Source organism: Saccharopolyspora sp. NPDC050389 (assembly GCF_040655595.1).
GTDB lineage: Bacteria > Actinomycetota > Actinomycetes > Mycobacteriales > Pseudonocardiaceae > Saccharopolyspora.
Window position 1 is genome coordinate 169,948 of sequence record NZ_JBFAKG010000003.1, and the last position, 16,789, is coordinate 186,736.

A 16,789-nucleotide genomic window follows, 5' to 3' on the forward strand; every position below is an offset into this window, starting at 1 on the left:
CTTCCGCCGCAGTTCCGCTTCGTGTCCGGTGTCCTCGGCCGGCACCCAAAAGACTCACGGCCCCGTCGCTGCCAGAACGTTGCTCCGAAGCCGGCCGACGCCGATCGCCGGGCTGGGCTGTGGAACGCCGGGGCGCGAGGGCTGTGGGGGCGGGCGGAGCAGCGGTTTTGGGTCGCTTGGACGAGCTGCGCGGTCCCGGCTCGCCCGCTGTACTGTTCAGTAGGTCGTGCGGGGGTGCGCGGCGGCAACGGGGCAGGAGGAAACTCGGCGTGAAGGCGGAATCGGCCACCGCTGAACAGGCGGGCAGCGGGCAGAACGTGGTCAAATCCGCCGACCGCGCGCTGGTGATCCTGGAGCTGCTCTCCCGCGGCCGACACCGGCTCAGCGACATCTCCGAAATCCTCCGGCTGCCGCTGTCCAGCGTGCACGGCCTGCTCGGCACCCTGGTGCACCGCGGCTTCGCCGAGTTCGACCAGACCACCCGCACCTACGGGCTGGGGCTGAAGGCCTGGACCGTCGGCCAGGGTTACACCGGGCACCGCGACATCGTCGGCTTGGCGCTGCCGCTGATGGAGCAGCTCGCGCGCGAGACGGGCGAGACCGTGCAGCTGTCCCGGCTGGACGGCACGGAGAACGTCTACATCGCCATCGCCGAGTCGCCGCAGCCGATGAAGCTGGTGTCCGCGGTGGGCATGCGGCTGCCCGCGCACGCCGTCGGGCTGGGCAAGGCGCTGCTGGCCGGGCTGCCGGGCGACGAGCTGGCGCGCCGGTACCACGACGTGAAGCTGGAGCGCTTCACGGAGAACACCGTCACCGAGCCGTCCGAGCTGCTGGCCGAGGTGGAGCAGGCCCGCGTCCGCGGCTACGCCGTCGACGACGAGGAGTACATCATCGGCTGCCGCTGCGTCGCGATGCCGATCCACGACCACTCCGGTGCGGTCGTGGCGGCCCTGTCGGTCTCCGCGCCGACGCCGCGCTGCGGGCCGGACTGGACCGACGAGACCCGCGCCCCGCTGTCCACTGTGGTCTCCTCCGTCGAGCAACAGCTCCGCCGCTGATCAGGACTCGTGAGTGAAAAAGCCGGTAAGAACCGGTTTTTTCACTCACGAGCCGAACTGGACGGAGCGCTTGGCCAGGCCCCACCAGAAGCCGTCGACGGCGATCTTCTGCCGGTCGAGGTCCGAGCCGGCCGCGCCCAGCGTCACGAACAGCGGGGCGAAGTGCTCGGTGCGCGGATGCGCCAGGCGTCCCGCCGGGGCCTTGCGCTCGAAGTCGAGCAGCGCATCGACGTCGCGAGCCTCCAGCGCCTGCTTGCCCCAGTCGTCGAACTCCGCCGACCAGCTCGGGGTGGTTTCGGCGCGCAGCGCTGCGAGGTTGTGGGTGAAGAAGCCGCTGCCCACGATGAGCACGCCCTCGTCGCGCAGCGGTTCGAGCGCCTGGCCGATGCGCATCAGGCGCTCCGGCTCCAGCGTCGGCATGGAGATCTGCAGCACCGGCACGTCGGCGGCGGGGTACATCTCCTTCAGCGGCACGTAGGCGCCGTGGTCGAGCCCGCGTTCCGGGAAGTCCTGCACCGGGGTGTCCGGGCCGCGCAGCAGCGAGCGCACTCGCGCGGCGAGTTCCGGGGCGCCGGGCGCGGCGTAGCGGACCGAGTAGTAGTGCTCGGGGAAGCCCCAGAAGTCGTACACCAGCGGCACGGTCGTGGTGGCTCCGATCGCCAGCGGCGCCTCTTCCCAGTGCGCCGAGATGATCAGGATCGCCTTCGGCTTGGGCAGCTCCTGCGACCAGGCGGCGAGCTGGCCGGGCCACAGCGGGTCGTCGGCCAGCGGCGGGGCGCCGTGGCTGAGGTAGAGGGCGGGCATCCGGCCCGTCGCCGGAGCGGTCATGGCGAACCTCCTGGTTCGAATTTGAACTACAACCCGAAGGTACGCTGTCGTTCGAATTTGAACAAGATAGGCTGGGCGGCATGACGGAACCGCGCTGGCTGGACGCCGAGGAGATGGCCGCCTGGAACGCCTTCCTGGAGGCGAGCAACCTGGTCGCCCGGCGGGTCGAGCAGCAGCTGCGCGAGCAGGCCGGGCTGTCGCATCCGCAGTACGAGATCCTGGTCCGGCTCGCCGCCGAGCCCGACGGCGAGATGCGCATGACCGAGCTCGCCCAGCGCGTGGTGACCTCCAAGAGTGGCCTGACCTACCAGGTCACCCAGCTGGAGAAGGCGGGCCTGGTGTGCCGCCGGACCTGCGACACCGACGACCGCGGCGTCATCGCCGGGCTCACCGACGCCGGCCGGGAGAAGCTGCGCGAGGCCGCGCCCGGGCACGTCGAGCTGGTCCGCGCGAACCTCATCGACGTGCTCAGTCGTGACCAGCTGCGCGCCATCGCGGCGGGACTGGGCGAAGTGACCCGCACGCTCCGCGGGCGGCCTCGGCCTTGACGGCGTGCGCGAACTCCTGATCAAATTTCAGCTGATCGAAGCTCTTTCTGATATGTGAAAAACTCGCATTGGCCTGCCTGTGGGGTATTGCCTTCTGGACCGGTTCCGTGGAAAGTCTGAGGGCTGCCGTGCCGACTGGGCTCGGGGCGCACCGCGCCCCACCCGGCCGTCCAGTCGCCGCGGCAGGACCGAAGGAAGTTGCGTGGTCCGGGGCGGCGCAGCGCGAGCCCGACCGCACCGCCACGCGCATTTCGAAGGAGAGAAATGAAGTTTCTGAGGTTGGGTCCGGTGGGGGCCGAGCGTCCGCACGTGGCAGACGACCAGGGCCGGGTGTTCGAGCTGAGCCCGATCACCGACGACATCGACGGGGACTTCCTGGCCGGCGACGGCATCCAGCGGGCCCGCGCGGCGCTGGCCGCCGGCGAGCTCCCGGCGGTGGACGACGCCGGCGACGGCACCGGCCTGCGGGTCGGCGCGCCGATCGCGCGGCCGATGGCGGTGCTGTGCATCGGCCAGAACTACGCCGCGCACGCCGCCGAGTCCGGCTCGGCCCCGCCGGAGGTGCCGATCCTGTTCTTCAAGCACCCGAACACGGTCGTCGGGCCGTACGACGAGGTGCTGATCCCGCGTGGCGCCGAGCAGACCGACTGGGAAGTGGAGCTGGGCGTCGTGATCGGCCGCCGGGCCCGCTACCTCGACAGCGCGGAGGAGGCCCTCGCCAGCATCGCCGGGTTCGTGGTGTCCAACGACGTGTCCGAGCGGGCGTTCCAGAAGGACCACTCCGGCGGGCAGTGGTCCAAGGGCAAGTGCTGCGAGACGTTCAACCCGGTCGGCCCGTGGCTGGTCCCGGCCGACGAGATCGCCGATCCGCAGGCGCTGCGGCTGCGGACGTTCGTCAACGGCGAGGCGCGGCAGGACTCCAGCACGTCGGACATGATCTTCAACGTGGCGGAGATCATCAGGCACCTCTCGCAGTACCTGACGCTGGAGCCGGGCGACCTGGTCAACACCGGCACGCCAGAAGGCGTGGCGCTGTCCGGGAAGTTCCCGTACCTGGCGGCGGGCGACGTGATGGAGCTGGAGATCGAAGGCCTCGGCCGCCAACGCCAGCAACTCAAGTCGGCCTGAGGCTCAGCCTCCAGGCTCGTTCTGCGCGGCGGTGCTGGTGGCGGCCCCCCTGCGGGAATTACGGTCGCCTTCTCGCTGTGGGATCTCCGACATCATGAATGCCAAGTCGGGGCTGTCCTCGCCGAGAACCCCGGCGGGGTGGGCACAGCCTGAGAACCCGCGGCGGTGCGAGTCGCGTAGGTGGGCTAAGCGGCTGCGCCGCTTCAAAGACAAGACCAGAGCCGACTGCGCCAGCGGGTTCTGACGCAAGAAAGACGGCGGCCCGGCACCGAACCCCCTCGGTGCCGGGCCGCCGTCTGTGTGGAAATCCGCTGCGCCGACCCCCAGGCGCGACGCTGCCGATTCCAGATCAGGCGGCCAGCTTGCGGGCCTTCGCGTAGCGGTTGTTCGCCGGTAGCCAGCACAGCACGACCGCGATGACCGCGGTCGCCAGGCCGACGTAGCCCGTGACGTTCAGCAGCGCCGGGCCGACGTCGAACGCCGTCGCCAGGCCGCCGATCAGCGACAGGAGCGCGAAGATGGTGATCAGCACGCGCGACCAGGTCGAACCCTTGATGGCGAACAGGGTGAACAGCAGCAGCGGCGCGGCGAAGATGATCAGCAGGAACGCCTTGAAGATCAGCCCGGCGTGCGCGAGCGAGACCATGGTGTCCCATTCGTCAACGGACTTGGCGAGGTCGATGGCCTCCTGGGGGTTGTTGGTGCCCATGGTCTCCATGACCACGTCGAGGCCGACCAGCGAGGGGTTGTTGATCGCGAGGTCGGTCGCGTAGCCGTCCGCGACGTCGCGGCCGCCTGCGAACAGGTAGATCGCGCCGATCAGGCCGGATAACGCGGAGATCGCGGAGATGACCACGAGCGCCAGCAGCGTGGCGGGCTTCTTCAGCGCCGTCGCGGCAGGGCCGGCTGCCGAGGAAGCGGTCTGGGGGTAGGTCACGGCTGGTTTCTCCTTGCCAGGGTTCATGAACGGGGGGGGATCGGTCGGGGAATCCGCGGCGCGCGGTCACCTCGGCCGGCGGCTGCGGTGCCGCCGGGTGGTCGTGATCCGTTTCCGGGCGGTGCATCCGTCTGGGGAGCCGGTAGCCGTGTCGACCGCCGTGCGCCGCTCCCGTGGTCCGACGCGATGCCGCGCAGCGCGGGCCCAGGCGCTGCTGAAACGGGCCTCGTCCGACGCTGTGCCCACGCAGGGCGCAGCGGTAGTGATGCGCATCGTGCTTCGCGAATCCTCTCCATGCGGGTTTGCGGTGCTCACGCCACCGCAGGCCCGCGTCCGTGCGAATTGCCCCGAGTCGACCGGTCGGTGCGAACCGAACCGGGCGGTCGGCGATGGACCGCTGTTGGGGCGAGGCAGATCATTACACCGCACCGCAACGGTTTCCAGCACTTTTCGGAAAAATTCCGCAGATCATTAGTTCTGGCACATAGATCAGTTCGGCGCACTACACTCCGGCGCGGGAAAGGGATAGAGAGGGACGCATGCCGTGCCGTTAGCCGGAACCGCCAGCCTTCCAGCGACCGACCTGCGCAGCCGCCTGCTGCAATCACCGGCCGCATTGCTGGACACCACAATGGACCAGATGCGGACGTTGGTGCTGGTACACGAGTTGGGAACCGCGCTGGCCGCGGCGCGATCGCTCGGACGCGAGCAGTCCAGCGTGCAGAAGCAGTTGGACACCTTGAACCGGAACTTCAAACAGTTGTGCGGAGAACCGCTAGTCGTCAAGCAGGGGCGCGGAAAGCGGGTGCTGTTCACCGCTTCCGGAGACGCCTTCGTGGAGATCGCGCGGGACACGTTGGGCGATTGGCTCGACGGCGTGCGCGAATCGAGACGACTCCGAGGCGAAACGGTTACTGTCGGCACCACTCGCTTCACTCTCGGTTTCCTCGCCAATGCGGGCGAACACGTCGCCGAGGAATTCTCCGAACGTGGAATCGATTTGCGCGTCACGCACTTGCGGACCCGCGAGTTGCTGGATGCGTTGCGGACCAAGCAGGCGGACCTGGTCTGCGGCAGCGTGCTGATGTCCGAGGACGACGCCGTGCTGGCCGAATTCGACGTGATGGAGTGGCGGCGCAGCGGGCTGAGCCTGGTCACGAACTTTTCCGGCGAACAGTTGCCGAACCGCGCGTTGCGCGCGAGTGAACTCCACGCGGTGCCGCTGGTGGTTCCGGCGAGCGGACTGATCTCCGGATTCCTGCACGGCTGGTTCGGCACCGATTTCCGGGACAAGCTCGACATCGCCGCCGAGATCGACGACGTCCGCTACGGGTTCGACCTGCTGCGCTCGGAGCTGCTGCACGGCTGCATGATCGTCACGCAGGGCGTGGGCGAGGCGGCCGGCGACGGGCGGCTGCCGGAGGGGCAGGGCCTGCGCACCATCGAGCTGGTCAACGACGTCGGCCCGAAGATGCAGGTGCTGGTGGGTGCCTTCACGCGCCGCGGGGAGCGGCAGGGCTACTACGCCGAGCACCCGCTCAACCTGCTGTGGACGGCGCTGGAGCTGGAGAACGCCAAGTGGAAGCGCGGGGAGGCGTCCGCCGCCAAGGCGTCCTGACCGGCGCGGGTTTTCGGCCGGTCGTGCCGGTTGTCGTTGGTTGGCTTGAGGTTTCGCGTTGGGCCGTTCGGGTCAAGGCGAACATGAAAGCCTTTCGGTTTTACTTCCGGGTAGCTAGCGTCCGGATTCGGCGACGACCGACCGAGAGGACCTGGCATGTCGCGACGTTCGCGCACCCTTGCCGCGCTCAGCGCCGCGGCAGTCGTCGGTTCACTGGTGCTCGCACCGGCTTCGACCGCCGAACCGATCCCGGAACCCGCCCCGGACTACTGCCGAGAGCAGTGCCACCACATCCTGCCGCCCGGCCAGAACGGCAACGCGACCTTCGCCGAGCTCGTCGCGCACATGCTGCTGGGCACCCGGCCGCCGCACTCCGACGACCAGCTCGCCAAGTACGACAGCCTCGCCGGCGGCTACCGCGAGCTGACCACCGGAACCATCGACGACTTCTTCAACGACAACTCCTTCGGCGTCCGGCCCGACGACGTCGAGCGGACCTACCGGCCGCGCGAAGACGTCACCATCGTCCGGGACAAGACTGCCGGAATCCCGCACATCTACGGCACCACCCGGTCCGGCACCGCCTACGGCGCGGGCTACGCGACCGCCGAGGACAAGCTGTTCCTGATGGACGCGATGCGCCGCGCCGGCCGCGGCGAGGTGACCCCGTTCGCCGGCGGCGCGCCGGCCAACCGCCAGCTGGAACAGCAGTTCTTCGCCGTCTCGCCGTACACTGAGCAGGAGTTGCAGCAGCAGATCGACACCGTCGCGCGGTACGGGGAGCGCGGGCGCCAGGCGCTCGAAGACGCCAAGTCCTATGTGGACGGAATCAACCGGTACATCGAGAAGTCCTACAGCGGTCGCTACTTCCCCGGCGAGTACGTCGCCACCGGGCACGTCGACCCGATCACCAACGCGGGGCGGATCGAGCCGTTCAGGCTCACCGACCTGGTCGTGCTGGCGTCGCTGGTCGGCGCCCAGTTCGGCGGTGGCGGCGGCAACGAGGTGCAGAACGCCGTCGCGCGGATGTCGCTGCACGAGCGGTTCGGCCCGGAGCGCGGCGAGCAGATCTGGGCGGCCTTCCGCGCCGAGAACGATCCAGAAGCCATCAGCACCATCCACGATGGACAGTCGTTCCCGTACGGCGGCACGCCGGCGGATCCGCAGGGCGTCGTGCTGCCGGATCCCGGCTCGGTGACGGCGCAGCAGCTGATCTTCGACCCGACCGGTTCGGCCGCCGAAGCCGCCGAACCGGCCACCAGGGCGGAATCGAGCAACCCACCGCCGACCACCGACGACCCGGTGGAAAGCCTGCGCGGCATCTTCGACGACGGAGTGGTGCCCGGTGGCATGGGGCAGGCCCGCGGCATGTCCAACGCGCTCGTCGTCTCCGGCGCGCACACCGAGAGCGGCCACCCGGTGGCCGTCTTCGGGCCGCAGACCGGCTACTTCTCGCCGCAGCTGCTGACCCTGCAGGAACTCCAGGGGCCCGGGATCTCGTCGAAGGGCGCGTCCTTCGCCGGGCTGAGCTTCTACACACTGCTCGGCCGCGGCCAGGACTACGCCTGGAGCGCCACCACCGCCTCGCAGGACATGATCGACTCCTACACCGTCGAGCTGTGCGAACCCGACGGCCGCCCGGCCACGAAGGACTCGAATTTCTACCGTTTCCGCGGCGAATGCCTGCCGATGCAGACCGTCGAGCGCAAGAACGCCTGGCAGCCGAACCTCGGTGACGACACCCCGCAGGGCTCCTACCGGCTGGTGTCCTTCCGCACCCGCTACGGCCCGGTGACGCACCGGGCGACGGTCGACGGGCAGCCGGTGGCGTTCGCCCGGGCCCGCTCGACGTTCCTGCACGAGGTCGACTCGATCATCGGCTTCCAGAAGTTCAACGACCCGGGCGCCATCACGTCGGCGGCGGACTTCCAGCGCGCCGCCCACGACGTCAACTACACGTTCAACTGGTTCTACGCGGACGCCACCGACACGGCCTACTTCAACTCCGGGGCGAACGTGGTGCGCAAGCCGGACGTCGACCCGAGCATGCCGATCGCCGGCGACCCGGCGTTCGAGTGGCAGGACTGGAACCCGGCGGACAACACCGCGGCTTACGCCCCGTTCCGCGAACACCCGAACTCGATCAACCAGGACTACTACGTCAGCTGGAACAACAAGCAGGCGCCCGGCACCGCGGGCGACAAGGCGGAGAAGACCGCGGTGCAGCGCGGCGACCTGCTCGACCGCCGCGTCGCCGAGCACATCGCGTCGGGCGGCAAGTTCAACCGCGTCACGTTGACGCAGGCGATGGCCGACGCGGGCGTCACCGACCTGCGCGCCGAACGGGTGCTCCCGGACCTGCTGCGGCTCATCGACGGCCAGCCGATCACCGATCCGGAGGCGGCGGCGCTGGTCGACGAGCTGCGCGCGTGGCTCGCCGACGGCGGCAAGCGGGTGGAAACCTCGCCGGGCAGCAAGGAGTACGCCCACGCCGAGGCGATCGAGCTGCTGGACGCGTGGTGGCCGCTGCTGGTGCGCGGCGAGTTCGAGCCGACCGTGGGCGCCGACGCCTACCGGGCGATGACGGACATGATGCAGATCAACGAGTCGCCGTCGGGCTGGCAGAACGGCGAACCCGGCCTGCACGTCGGCCAGGGCCACCAGGGCTCGGCGTTCCAGTTCGGCTGGTTCGGGCAGGTGTCCAAGGACATCCGCGCGGTGCAGGGCGAGCCGGTGCCCGGCGGATTCGGCGAGCCGCTGTGCGGCGGCGGTGACGCCGGGGCGTGCCGGCAGATGCTGCTGGACACCCTGCGGCAGGCCGCGGCGACCCCGGCGACCGACACCTATCCCGGCGACGCGGACTGCGAGGCCGGCGACCAGTGGTGCGCGGACGCGATCCTGCAGACCAAGATCGGCGGCATCGGCCAGCAGAAGATCAACTGGCAGAACCGTCCGACGTACCAACAGGTCGTCGAGTTCCCCGCCCACAGATGAGGTTGTCCAGGCTCGTTTTGCGTTGCGGTGCGGGTGGCGGCCCCCTGCGGGAGTCACCGCGGTCTTCTCGCTGTGGGATCCCCGACATCATGAATGCCAATTCACTACGTCGGGGCTGTCCTCGCTGGGAGAACCCCGGAGGGGTGGGCATCGTGAACCCGCGGCGGTGCGGGTTGCGTGGGTGGGCTAAGCGGCTGCGCCGCTTCAAAGACAAAGCCCGTGTAACCAGAGCCCGCGTCGCCAATTCCGAGGTCGCCTCGAGGTGTCTGTTCAACGGTCGGGTGTGGTGCGCGCGGATGATCGCGCATACCGTGAGGTCCGACGAACGGAGGGCGTTGTGGGCGATCTTGGGGCCGTGTTGGGCCGACTCGACGACATCCGGGGTGATCTCACCGAGCTGTACAAGGACCTGCACGCGAACCCGGAGCTGTCCTTCGCCGAGCACCGGACCGCCGCCGAGGTCGCGCGCCGGCTGGAAAAGCTGGGCCTGGAGGTCACCACCGAGGTGGGGCGCACCGGCGTGGTCGGCGTGCTCCGCAACGGCGACGGGCCGACGGTGCTGCTGCGCGCGGACTTCGACGCGCTGCCCGTCCTGGAGCAGACCGGCCTCGACTACGCCAGCACCCGGCGCGGCACGGACCCGGACGGCCACGACGTCCCGGTGATGCACGCCTGCGGCCACGACATGCACGTCACCTGCCAGCTCGGCGCGCTGGACCTGTTGGTCGCGGCCCGCGACCGGTGGGCGGGCACGATCGTCGCGGTCTTCCAGCCCGCGGAGGAGATCGGGTCCGGCGCGCAGGCGATGATCGACGACGGTTTCCTCGACCGGTTCCCGAAGCCGGACGTGTGCCTTGGCCAGCACGTCTTCCCGTTCGAGTCCGGGACGGTCGGCATGATCAGCGGCCGCCCCAGCATGTCCGCCGCCGACGGCCTGAAGGTCACCATGTTCGGGCGCGGCGCGCACGGTTCCCAGCCGCAGAACGCCATTGACCCGGTCGTGATGGCCTCGGCGACCGTGATGCGCCTGCAGACCGTCGTGTCCCGCGAGGTCGCCCCGAGCGACACCGCGGTGGTTACCGTCGGCGCGATCAAGGCGGGCACGAAGGACAACATCATCCCCGACCAGGCCGAACTGCGGGTCAACATCCGCTCCTTCGACGAGCGGGTCCGGGAACACGTGATCGCGGCCGTGCAGCGCATCGTGCGCGCCGAGGCGATCGCCGCCGGAGCCGAGCGCGAGCCGGAGTTCGAGCGGCTCACCGATTTCCCGGTGCTGGTGAACGATCCCGAGGTCACCGGCCGGACGACGGCGGCCCTGCGCGGGCAGCTCGGCGACGGCCGGGTGCACGAGATGGCGCCGGTGGTCGGCAGCGAGGACGTCGGCCTCTTCGGCACCGCGGCGGGCGTGCCGACCTGCTACTGGTTCTTCGGCGGCACCGACCGGGAGAAGTTCCTGGCAGCGAAGGAGGCGGGCACCCTCAACCGGGACATCCCGTCTAACCACTCGCCGTTCTTCGCCCCGGTCGTCGAGCCGACCCTGACGACCGGCGTGACGGCGATGACCACGGCGGCCCTGGAGTGGCTGGCGAAGAGCTGACCGTTCGGCGCGGTTTCCGCGGCAACCGCGCCGAATTCGTCCACTGCGGTCACGTGCCGGTGTTGCCGTCGATGCGTTCGCGCAGCAGGTCGGCGTGGCCGTTGTGGCGGGCGTACTCGGCCAGCAGGTTGAACATGACCCAGCGCAGCGAGATCGGCTCGCCGGTGGAGCGGCGGATGCCGGTCTCGTCCAGCGAGGCGGCCGAGGCGACGATCTCGCGGGACCTCGCGCACTCCGCCCGCCAGGTCTCCAGCGCGGCCGCGAAATCGCCGCCCAGATCGTCGAAGTCCTGGTTCGGATCGTCGTCGGAGTAGTACAGCAGCGGCACGTCCTCCTGCGCGAACTGGATGCGGAACCACCACCGCTCGACCCCGGCGAGGTGCCGCACCAAGCCGTGCAGCGAAAGCCCGGACGGCTCGACGAGCCGGGCGGAAAGCTGCGCGGCCGGCACGTCGGCGCACTTGAGCGCCAAGGTCTCCCGATGCCAATCCAGAAAAGCGCTGAGCGTCTCGAGTTCGCTCCCGGTCAGCGGCGGCTCGGCTCGGGAGCCGCCGTTGCCCCAGCGAGGAGAAGTACTGATTCCGGATTCCGTCACAAGGCCCTCCGATCGAAGAACCCGAACCATCCCACCAACCTCCGACAGGCCGCGGAACAGCTCGATCGGCGTCGGGTCAGCTGTCGATTCGCGGGACGGGTCGCGCGGGGTTCGGCCGGCTACTGCTGCGCTGTCGCGTCGGTGAGGAGGGCCTTGACCAGGTCGGCCGGGGGAGGGCTGGGCTGGTCGGTGAAGTGGGCGAAGAACGCGGCCTGGAGGCAGGCTCCGAGGAGGAGCGCCGACATCGCTTCCGGGTTCGCTTCCTGGTTGATCGCTCCCGCTCGCTGCTCGGCCGCGAGGTAGGCCGCGAGCTTCTCGCGCACCACGTTGGGCCCCATGTTCCGCTGCTGCAGCGCGGTTCGGTGGGCCGCTAGCAGGGCGGGCTCGGAGAACAGGGACGCCGCGATCGGGAACGTGTCGGTGTAGAAGTCGATCGCTTCGGCCGCGACCTCCTCCAATGTTTCCCGCATGGTCCCGCTTCCCGCGCGCTCGTTCAGCGCGGCGAACAACTTGTGGATGTTGCTGGGCACGCGTTCCATCAGCACGCCGAGGAACAGATCGGTCTTGTCGCGGAAGTGCTTGTACAGCGCGGCTTCCGAGTAGCCGGCCTCCTTGGCGATCTCCTTGGTGGTGGCGCGGGCGAGGCCTCGGGTGCGCATCACGTGCGCTGCGGCGTCGAGCATCCGGTCGCGAGTTCCCACGGCGCACCTCTCGTTGACAAGTTGGTGAGTGTTCACTGACCATAATGGTTAGTGAACACTCACCAACCAGATGGGGCGGGAACATGCGGATCACGATCTTCGGCGCGACCGGCGGCACCGGGAAGCACCTGCTCGAACAGGCCTGCGCGGCCGGGCACCAGGTCACCGCGGTGGTGCGGGACCCGGCGCGGCTCACCTGCACCCACCCGGAGCTGACCGTGGTGACCGCCGACGTGCTGGATTCCGCCGCGATCGAGCCGCACGTGGCCGGCCGGGACGCGGTGATCTCGGCGATAGGCTCGCGCGACCTGAAGCCGACCACCATCCAGACCGACAGCACGACCAGCATCCTCAAGGCGATGACCGCCGCCGGTGCGCGCCGGTTCCTCGTGGTCAGCAACTGCGGCATGCTCGCCGACGGCGACGGGCCGGTGACCAAGCACGTGGTGAAGCCGATCCTGTGGCGCGTCCTCAGGAACCCGTGGACGGACATGGGCCGCATGGAGGAGGTCGTCCGGGCCAGCGGGCTGGACTGGACGATCATCCGGCCGCCGCAGCTCACCAACGGCCCGCGCACCGGCCGCTACCGGACGGCGGTCGACCGGAACGTGCGCGGCGCCAAGCGGATTTCGCGGGCGAACGTCGCCGACTGCCTGCTGCGCGAGCTCGCCGATCCGGGCTCGGTGGGCAAGGCGATCGCGGTCGCCAACTGAACCCGCCTACTTCGTGACCAGCCCGATGTCGAGGTTCGGGAGCTGGTTGATCCTGCCGTCGGTCAGCGCGACGACGGCGGTCGCCGTGCCTTCGGCCGGATCGGCGTCGGAGTCGGTCTCCGGCGCGCCGACGTGCTGCGGCGAGAACCCCATGCCCTCGGGCGGGACGAAGCGCAGGACGTAGGTGCTGGTTCCCTGGTTCGGCATCGCGTAGTGCCCGGTGCCGTCGGTGCCGCTGCCCCACCTGCCGATCCAGAACCGGATGTCGGGCAGCAGCGGCTCGTCCGCCTGGCGTTGCCCGTCGGCGTTCACGTCGTGCCAGGTGACACCCGTGATGTCGCTGCCGAGCTTGCCGAAGTCGGCGTGGCTGGTGCCGCCGGGGCTCACCTCGACGATGACCTCGTCGGGAGTGGTCAGCTGGTAGCTGATCGGGTTGATGCCGACCCGGTACCGGCCGGGCGGCACATCGGGAATCTCGTACGTGGCATCGGGATTCGTCCCGACCGTCGCCACCCAGCTGCCGTCCAGGTGGTACAGCCCGACCGCGCTGCCGCCGCCCGGTTCGCCGGGCTGCCAAGCGCCGTCGGCGTTGCGGTCGAAGTAGTGCAGCCCTTGCACGGTCCCGGTCGCCGGTTGGGCCGCCGCCGGCATCGCCGTTCCCAGCAGCGCCAACGCGCCCGCCGCCACGAAAACCGCGCATTTCCCAGTCATCACGTCTCCTGATCGCAGCCTAAACCCCTTCTGCGGCGTAGACGCTCGCTCGCGGGCCGAGGTTGCCCTGGCCCGCGGGTCGTGAGTGCTTTGGATCGCTATGGCAGACCAAAACGCTCACGACACGTGCTCCCGGTTCAGCGGCGGACCCGGTAGGTGATGTGCGTGACGAGGGAGGCGGGACGTGCCGAAACCAGTTCCAGGTCCAGCGAGGGAACGCCGTCGAACAGCCGCTCTCCGGCGCCGAGCGTGACCGGGGCGATGTGGGTGCGCAGCTCGTCGATGAGCCCGGCGCCGAGGTACTGGTTGACCGTGGCCACGCCGCCGGCGATCGCGACGTTGCGGTCGCCCGCAGCCTTCTTCGCCTGCTCGAGCGCGGATTCGATGCCGTCGGTGACGAAGGTGAAGGTGGTGCCGCCCGCCATGACCAGGGGCTCGCGAGGGTGGTGGGTGAGCACGAAGACCTGGGCGTGGTACGGGGGTTCGTCGCCCCACCAGCCCGTCCAGTCCAGGTCCCATTCGCCGCGGATCGGCCCGAACATGTTGCGCCCCATCACGTAGGCGCCGGGTTCGCCGATCGCGTCCAGCTCGGCCTTGTTCTCGTCCGCGGTCTTGAACATCCAGGCGTGCAGCCGGTCGACCGGGCCTTCGCCGAAGGGCTTGTCGTGGCTCTGGCCGGGCCCGGCGGCGTATCCGTCGGCCGAAACGGCGATGTCGCAAACAACCTTGGACATGGGTTCCCCCCGTGTTCGTCGTCGCATCCGATTGCGTTTTGCAACCGGCAATGGGACCATATGCGGAACCGGATGCAAAGTGCAAGCGGTTGTTGATCGATGGAGGGCCAGTGAAGGACGAGCGCCGTTCCGGATGCCCGATCAACCTCGCCGTCGAGGTGCTCGGGGACAAGTGGTCGCTGGTCGTCATCCGGGACATGATGTTCGGCAACCGCCGGCACTTCCGCGAGCTGCTGCACAACTCCGAGGAAGGCATCGCCTCGAACATCCTCGCGTCCCGGCTCCAGCGCCTCGCCGAGAACGAGCTGGTGTCGAAGGCCGCCGACCCGACCCACAAGCAGAAGGTGATCTACAGCCTCACCGAGCCCGCCATCCAGCTCGTCCCGGTCATGGCCCACCTCGGCGCCTGGGGGCGCCGTCACCTGCCGGTGACGCGCGAGCTGTCCATCCGCGCCGAACTGCTCGAACGCGGCGGCCCCGAGCTGTGGGACGAGTTCATGGACGAGCTGCGGGAGCAGCACCTGGGGATTCCGCGGCCGGAAGGCACCGAATCGGTCTTCGCCCGCCTGCAAGCCGCTTATGAGGCGGAACTCGCGCGGGAGTGAAGCAGCGGCGTGCACTTCGCGACGTCGGCGTCGGCCGGTGCGGCCGATGGCCGTGTGTACTTTGTGTCGCTATGGCAGCACAAAGTACGCACGGCCCGGGGTTCCTGGAACAGCCGCTTCCCTGGGCGTAGCGATGGGGCTCCGCCGCGTTGATGCCGGTTGCGCATCTATTCCCCACCAAATCGGTATTAGCCCGGTCGACCGCGAATGTGTAAGGCTCGCAACGTGATTCGGCCAGCTGCAACGGAGGGGCCAACGTGCCGACGGACAAGACTCTGAGCCTCGCGGAGGCGATAACCCGGTACGTCCGCGACGGGCAGACGGTGGCGCTGGAGGGATTCGGCCACCTGGTTCCGGCCGCCGCCGCGCACGAGATCATCCGGCAGGGCGTCACCGGCCTGACCCTGGCGCGGATGACCGGCGACACGCTCGTGGACCAGATGCTGGCGGCGGGCTGCGTGACGAAGCTGATCTCGTCCTTCGTCGGCAACAGCTCCGCCGGGTCGCTGCACGAGCTGCGCCGGCGCATCGAGCACCACGATCCGGAACCGCTGGAGTTCGAGGAGTACAGCCACGGCGGCATGGTCGCCCGCTACGCCGCCGGCGCGGCCAAGCTGCCGTTCGCGCCGATCCGCTCCTACACCGGCAGCGATCTGGTCGCGCTGAACCCGATGATCAAGAGCGTCACCGATCCGTACGGCGGCGGCGAGATCCACGTGGTGCCCGCGCTGAACCCGGACGTCTCGATCATCCACGCGCAGCGCGCCGACCGGGCCGGCAACGTCCAGGCCTGGGGCATGCTCGGCGTCCAGCAGGAGGTGGCGTTCGCCGGCGGGTCAGTGATCGTGACCGTCGAAGAGGTCGTCGACGACGACGTGGTCCGCTCCGACCCCAACCGCACCATCGTGCCGTCGCACGTGGTCGACGCCGTGGTGGTGTGCCCGCGCGGCGCGCATCCGGCGCCGGTGCAGGGCTACTACGACCGCGACGACCGGTTCCAGCGCGAGTGGTCGGAACGGGCCCGCGACGCGGCCGCGCTGCGGGCGTGGATCGACCGGCACATCCGAGCCACCGCGAACCACTCCGAGTTCATCGACAGCCTCGGCGAGGGCTACTGGGACCGGCTGGAGATCGACGAGCAGCTGTCCACGCCGGTCAACTACGGGAGGCGGCGATGACCGACATCACCAGCAGCGAACTCCTCGCGGTGACCGCGGCGCGCGAGCTGGCCCGCCGCCGCGTGGTCTTCGCCGGGCACGGCCTGCCGACCCTGGCGGTCTCGCTGGCCCAGCGCACGGTGTCGCCGGAGATCGAGATCGTCTACGAGTCGGGCGTGACCGGCGCGCACCCGGTGGACCTGCCGCAGAGCATCGCCGACTCGATGCTCGTCACCGGCGCCGAGTGCGTGCTGGGCATGCCGCAGCTGTTCAGCTACATCCTGCAGGGGCAGCGGATCGACGTCGGGTTCCTCGGCGCCGCGCAGGTCGACAGGTACGGCGGCCTCAACTCGTCGATCATCGGGGACTGGACGAAACCGCAGGCGCGGCTGCCCGGTTCGGGCGGCGCGATCGAGGTGATGGCCAACGCCGGCGAGATCTTCGTGGTGATGCGCCGGCACACCACGCGCACGTTCGTCGAGGAGCTGGACTTCTGCACCTCGCCGAGCCCGCGCCGGGCCCGCGAGGCCGGCGGTGGCGTGCAGCCGCACGGCAAGGGCGTCACGCGGGTGATCACCGAGCTGGGGATCATGGCGCGGGACGGCGTGGACGACGAGCTGAAGCTGGTCGCGGTGCACCCGGGCGTGACGGCCGAGCAGGCCCGCGCCGCCACCGGCTGGGACCTGAAGGTCGCCGACGACCTGGTGGAGATCGCGCCGCCGACCGGCGACGAGCTGCGGCTGCTGCGCGAGGAACTCGACCCGAACCGCATTTACCTGCGCTGACCAGCAGCGATGCTTGCGCCGGGCCTCGCGGTGAGGCCCGGCGCAAGCGCGTCGGTGCTACAACTACCGGTGCTCGA

At 69.6% G+C, this 16,789-nt stretch carries 16 protein-coding genes; 10 read left to right on the forward strand and 6 right to left on the reverse strand.

Annotated features, from left to right (window positions below):
- Window positions 1-269: 269 nt before the first annotated feature.
- Entirely contained in the window at window positions 270-1,058 is a 789-nt protein-coding gene (locus AB0I53_RS03070) for an IclR family transcriptional regulator (protein WP_358595536.1), read from the forward strand.
- Between the two features lie 45 nt (window positions 1,059-1,103).
- Here the strand turns inward: AB0I53_RS03070 and AB0I53_RS03075 are convergent, their stop codons facing one another.
- On the reverse strand, window positions 1,104-1,886 hold the full coding sequence (locus AB0I53_RS03075) for a class III extradiol ring-cleavage dioxygenase (RefSeq protein WP_358595539.1): 783 nt from the start codon (window positions 1,884-1,886) through the stop codon (window positions 1,104-1,106).
- An 80-nt stretch (window positions 1,887-1,966) separates the two neighbouring features.
- Between AB0I53_RS03075 and AB0I53_RS03080 the strand changes: the two genes are divergently transcribed.
- Both AB0I53_RS03080 and AB0I53_RS03085 read left to right on the forward strand, forming a co-directional pair.
- A complete protein-coding gene (locus AB0I53_RS03080) occupies window positions 1,967-2,434 on the forward strand; it encodes a MarR family transcriptional regulator (protein WP_358595542.1) in 468 nt (155 codons plus the stop codon).
- A 264-nt stretch (window positions 2,435-2,698) separates the two neighbouring features.
- A complete protein-coding gene (locus tag AB0I53_RS03085; RefSeq protein ID WP_358595545.1) occupies window positions 2,699-3,562 on the forward strand; it encodes a fumarylacetoacetate hydrolase family protein in 864 nt (287 codons plus the stop codon).
- Between the two features lie 349 nt (window positions 3,563-3,911).
- Here the strand turns inward: AB0I53_RS03085 and AB0I53_RS03090 are convergent, their stop codons facing one another.
- On the reverse strand, window positions 3,912-4,499 hold the full coding sequence (locus AB0I53_RS03090) for a hypothetical protein (RefSeq protein WP_358595547.1): 588 nt from the start codon (window positions 4,497-4,499) through the stop codon (window positions 3,912-3,914).
- 544 nt (window positions 4,500-5,043) lie between these two features.
- Between AB0I53_RS03090 and AB0I53_RS03095 the strand changes: the two genes are divergently transcribed.
- The 3 genes from AB0I53_RS03095 (at window position 5,044) to AB0I53_RS03105 (ending at window position 10,711) form a co-directional block, all read left to right on the forward strand.
- Window positions 5,044-6,117 (forward strand): LysR family transcriptional regulator, encoded by a 1,074-nt coding sequence (locus AB0I53_RS03095; protein WP_358595550.1) that lies wholly within the window; start codon window positions 5,044-5,046, stop codon window positions 6,115-6,117.
- Between the two features lie 156 nt (window positions 6,118-6,273).
- The gene (locus AB0I53_RS03100) at window positions 6,274-9,111 is read left to right on the forward strand and encodes a penicillin acylase family protein (protein WP_358595553.1); all 2,838 of its coding nucleotides are present in this window, start codon (window positions 6,274-6,276) and stop codon (window positions 9,109-9,111) included.
- 355 nt (window positions 9,112-9,466) lie between these two features.
- Window positions 9,467-10,711, forward strand: coding sequence for a M20 family metallopeptidase (locus AB0I53_RS03105; RefSeq protein ID WP_358595556.1), 1,245 nt, complete (start codon window positions 9,467-9,469; stop codon window positions 10,709-10,711).
- A 49-nt stretch (window positions 10,712-10,760) separates the two neighbouring features.
- Here the strand turns inward: AB0I53_RS03105 and AB0I53_RS03110 are convergent, their stop codons facing one another.
- Together AB0I53_RS03110 and AB0I53_RS03115 are read right to left on the reverse strand one after the other, a co-directional pair.
- Complete coding sequence (locus AB0I53_RS03110) at window positions 10,761-11,240, reverse strand: DinB family protein (RefSeq protein ID WP_358595688.1); 480 nt, start codon at window positions 11,238-11,240, stop codon at window positions 10,761-10,763.
- Window positions 11,241-11,425: 185 nt separating this feature from the next.
- Window positions 11,426-12,007 (reverse strand): helix-turn-helix domain-containing protein, encoded by a 582-nt coding sequence (locus tag AB0I53_RS03115; protein ID WP_358595559.1) that lies wholly within the window; start codon window positions 12,005-12,007, stop codon window positions 11,426-11,428.
- An 83-nt stretch (window positions 12,008-12,090) separates the two neighbouring features.
- Between AB0I53_RS03115 and AB0I53_RS03120 the strand changes: the two genes are divergently transcribed.
- Entirely contained in the window at window positions 12,091-12,720 is a 630-nt protein-coding gene (locus AB0I53_RS03120; protein ID WP_358595562.1) for an SDR family oxidoreductase, read from the forward strand.
- Between the two features lie 6 nt (window positions 12,721-12,726).
- On the opposite strand, the gene AB0I53_RS03125 is transcribed toward AB0I53_RS03120, so the two are convergent.
- Both AB0I53_RS03125 and AB0I53_RS03130 read right to left on the reverse strand, forming a co-directional pair.
- Window positions 12,727-13,431, reverse strand: a complete 705-nt coding sequence (locus AB0I53_RS03125; protein ID WP_358595565.1) for an SdrD B-like domain-containing protein — start codon at window positions 13,429-13,431, stop codon at window positions 12,727-12,729.
- Window positions 13,432-13,568: 137 nt separating this feature from the next.
- Window positions 13,569-14,165, reverse strand: a complete 597-nt coding sequence (locus AB0I53_RS03130) for a dihydrofolate reductase family protein (protein WP_358595568.1) — start codon at window positions 14,163-14,165, stop codon at window positions 13,569-13,571.
- 110 nt (window positions 14,166-14,275) lie between these two features.
- On the opposite strand from AB0I53_RS03130, the gene AB0I53_RS03135 reads away from it, so the two are divergent.
- From AB0I53_RS03135 to AB0I53_RS03145, 3 genes are all read left to right on the forward strand, one after another.
- Entirely contained in the window at window positions 14,276-14,770 is a 495-nt protein-coding gene (locus AB0I53_RS03135; protein WP_358595571.1) for a helix-turn-helix domain-containing protein, read from the forward strand.
- 257 nt (window positions 14,771-15,027) lie between these two features.
- Entirely contained in the window at window positions 15,028-15,948 is a 921-nt protein-coding gene (locus AB0I53_RS03140; RefSeq protein WP_358595574.1) for a CoA-transferase, read from the forward strand.
- Entirely contained in the window at window positions 15,945-16,712 is a 768-nt protein-coding gene (locus AB0I53_RS03145) for a CoA-transferase (RefSeq protein WP_358595577.1), read from the forward strand. The genes AB0I53_RS03140 and AB0I53_RS03145 overlap by 4 nt, the downstream gene beginning before the upstream one ends.
- Window positions 16,713-16,789: the final 77 nt, after the last annotated feature.

Coding starts and splice junctions, on each gene's coding strand:
- AB0I53_RS03075 (WP_358595539.1), bottom strand. CDS start 1,886: ATGACCGCTCCGGCGACGGGCCGGATGCCCGCCCTCTACCTCAGCCAC.
- AB0I53_RS03080 (WP_358595542.1), top strand. CDS start 1,967: ATGACGGAACCGCGCTGGCTGGACGCCGAGGAGATGGCCGCCTGGAAC.
- AB0I53_RS03085 (WP_358595545.1), top strand. CDS start 2,699: ATGAAGTTTCTGAGGTTGGGTCCGGTGGGGGCCGAGCGTCCGCACGTG.
- AB0I53_RS03100 (WP_358595553.1), top strand. CDS start 6,274: ATGTCGCGACGTTCGCGCACCCTTGCCGCGCTCAGCGCCGCGGCAGTC.
- AB0I53_RS03120 (WP_358595562.1), top strand. CDS start 12,091: ATGCGGATCACGATCTTCGGCGCGACCGGCGGCACCGGGAAGCACCTG.
- AB0I53_RS03125 (WP_358595565.1), bottom strand. CDS start 13,431: ATGACTGGGAAATGCGCGGTTTTCGTGGCGGCGGGCGCGTTGGCGCTG.
- AB0I53_RS03130 (WP_358595568.1), bottom strand. CDS start 14,165: ATGTCCAAGGTTGTTTGCGACATCGCCGTTTCGGCCGACGGATACGCC.
- AB0I53_RS03145 (WP_358595577.1), top strand. CDS start 15,945: ATGACCGACATCACCAGCAGCGAACTCCTCGCGGTGACCGCGGCGCGC.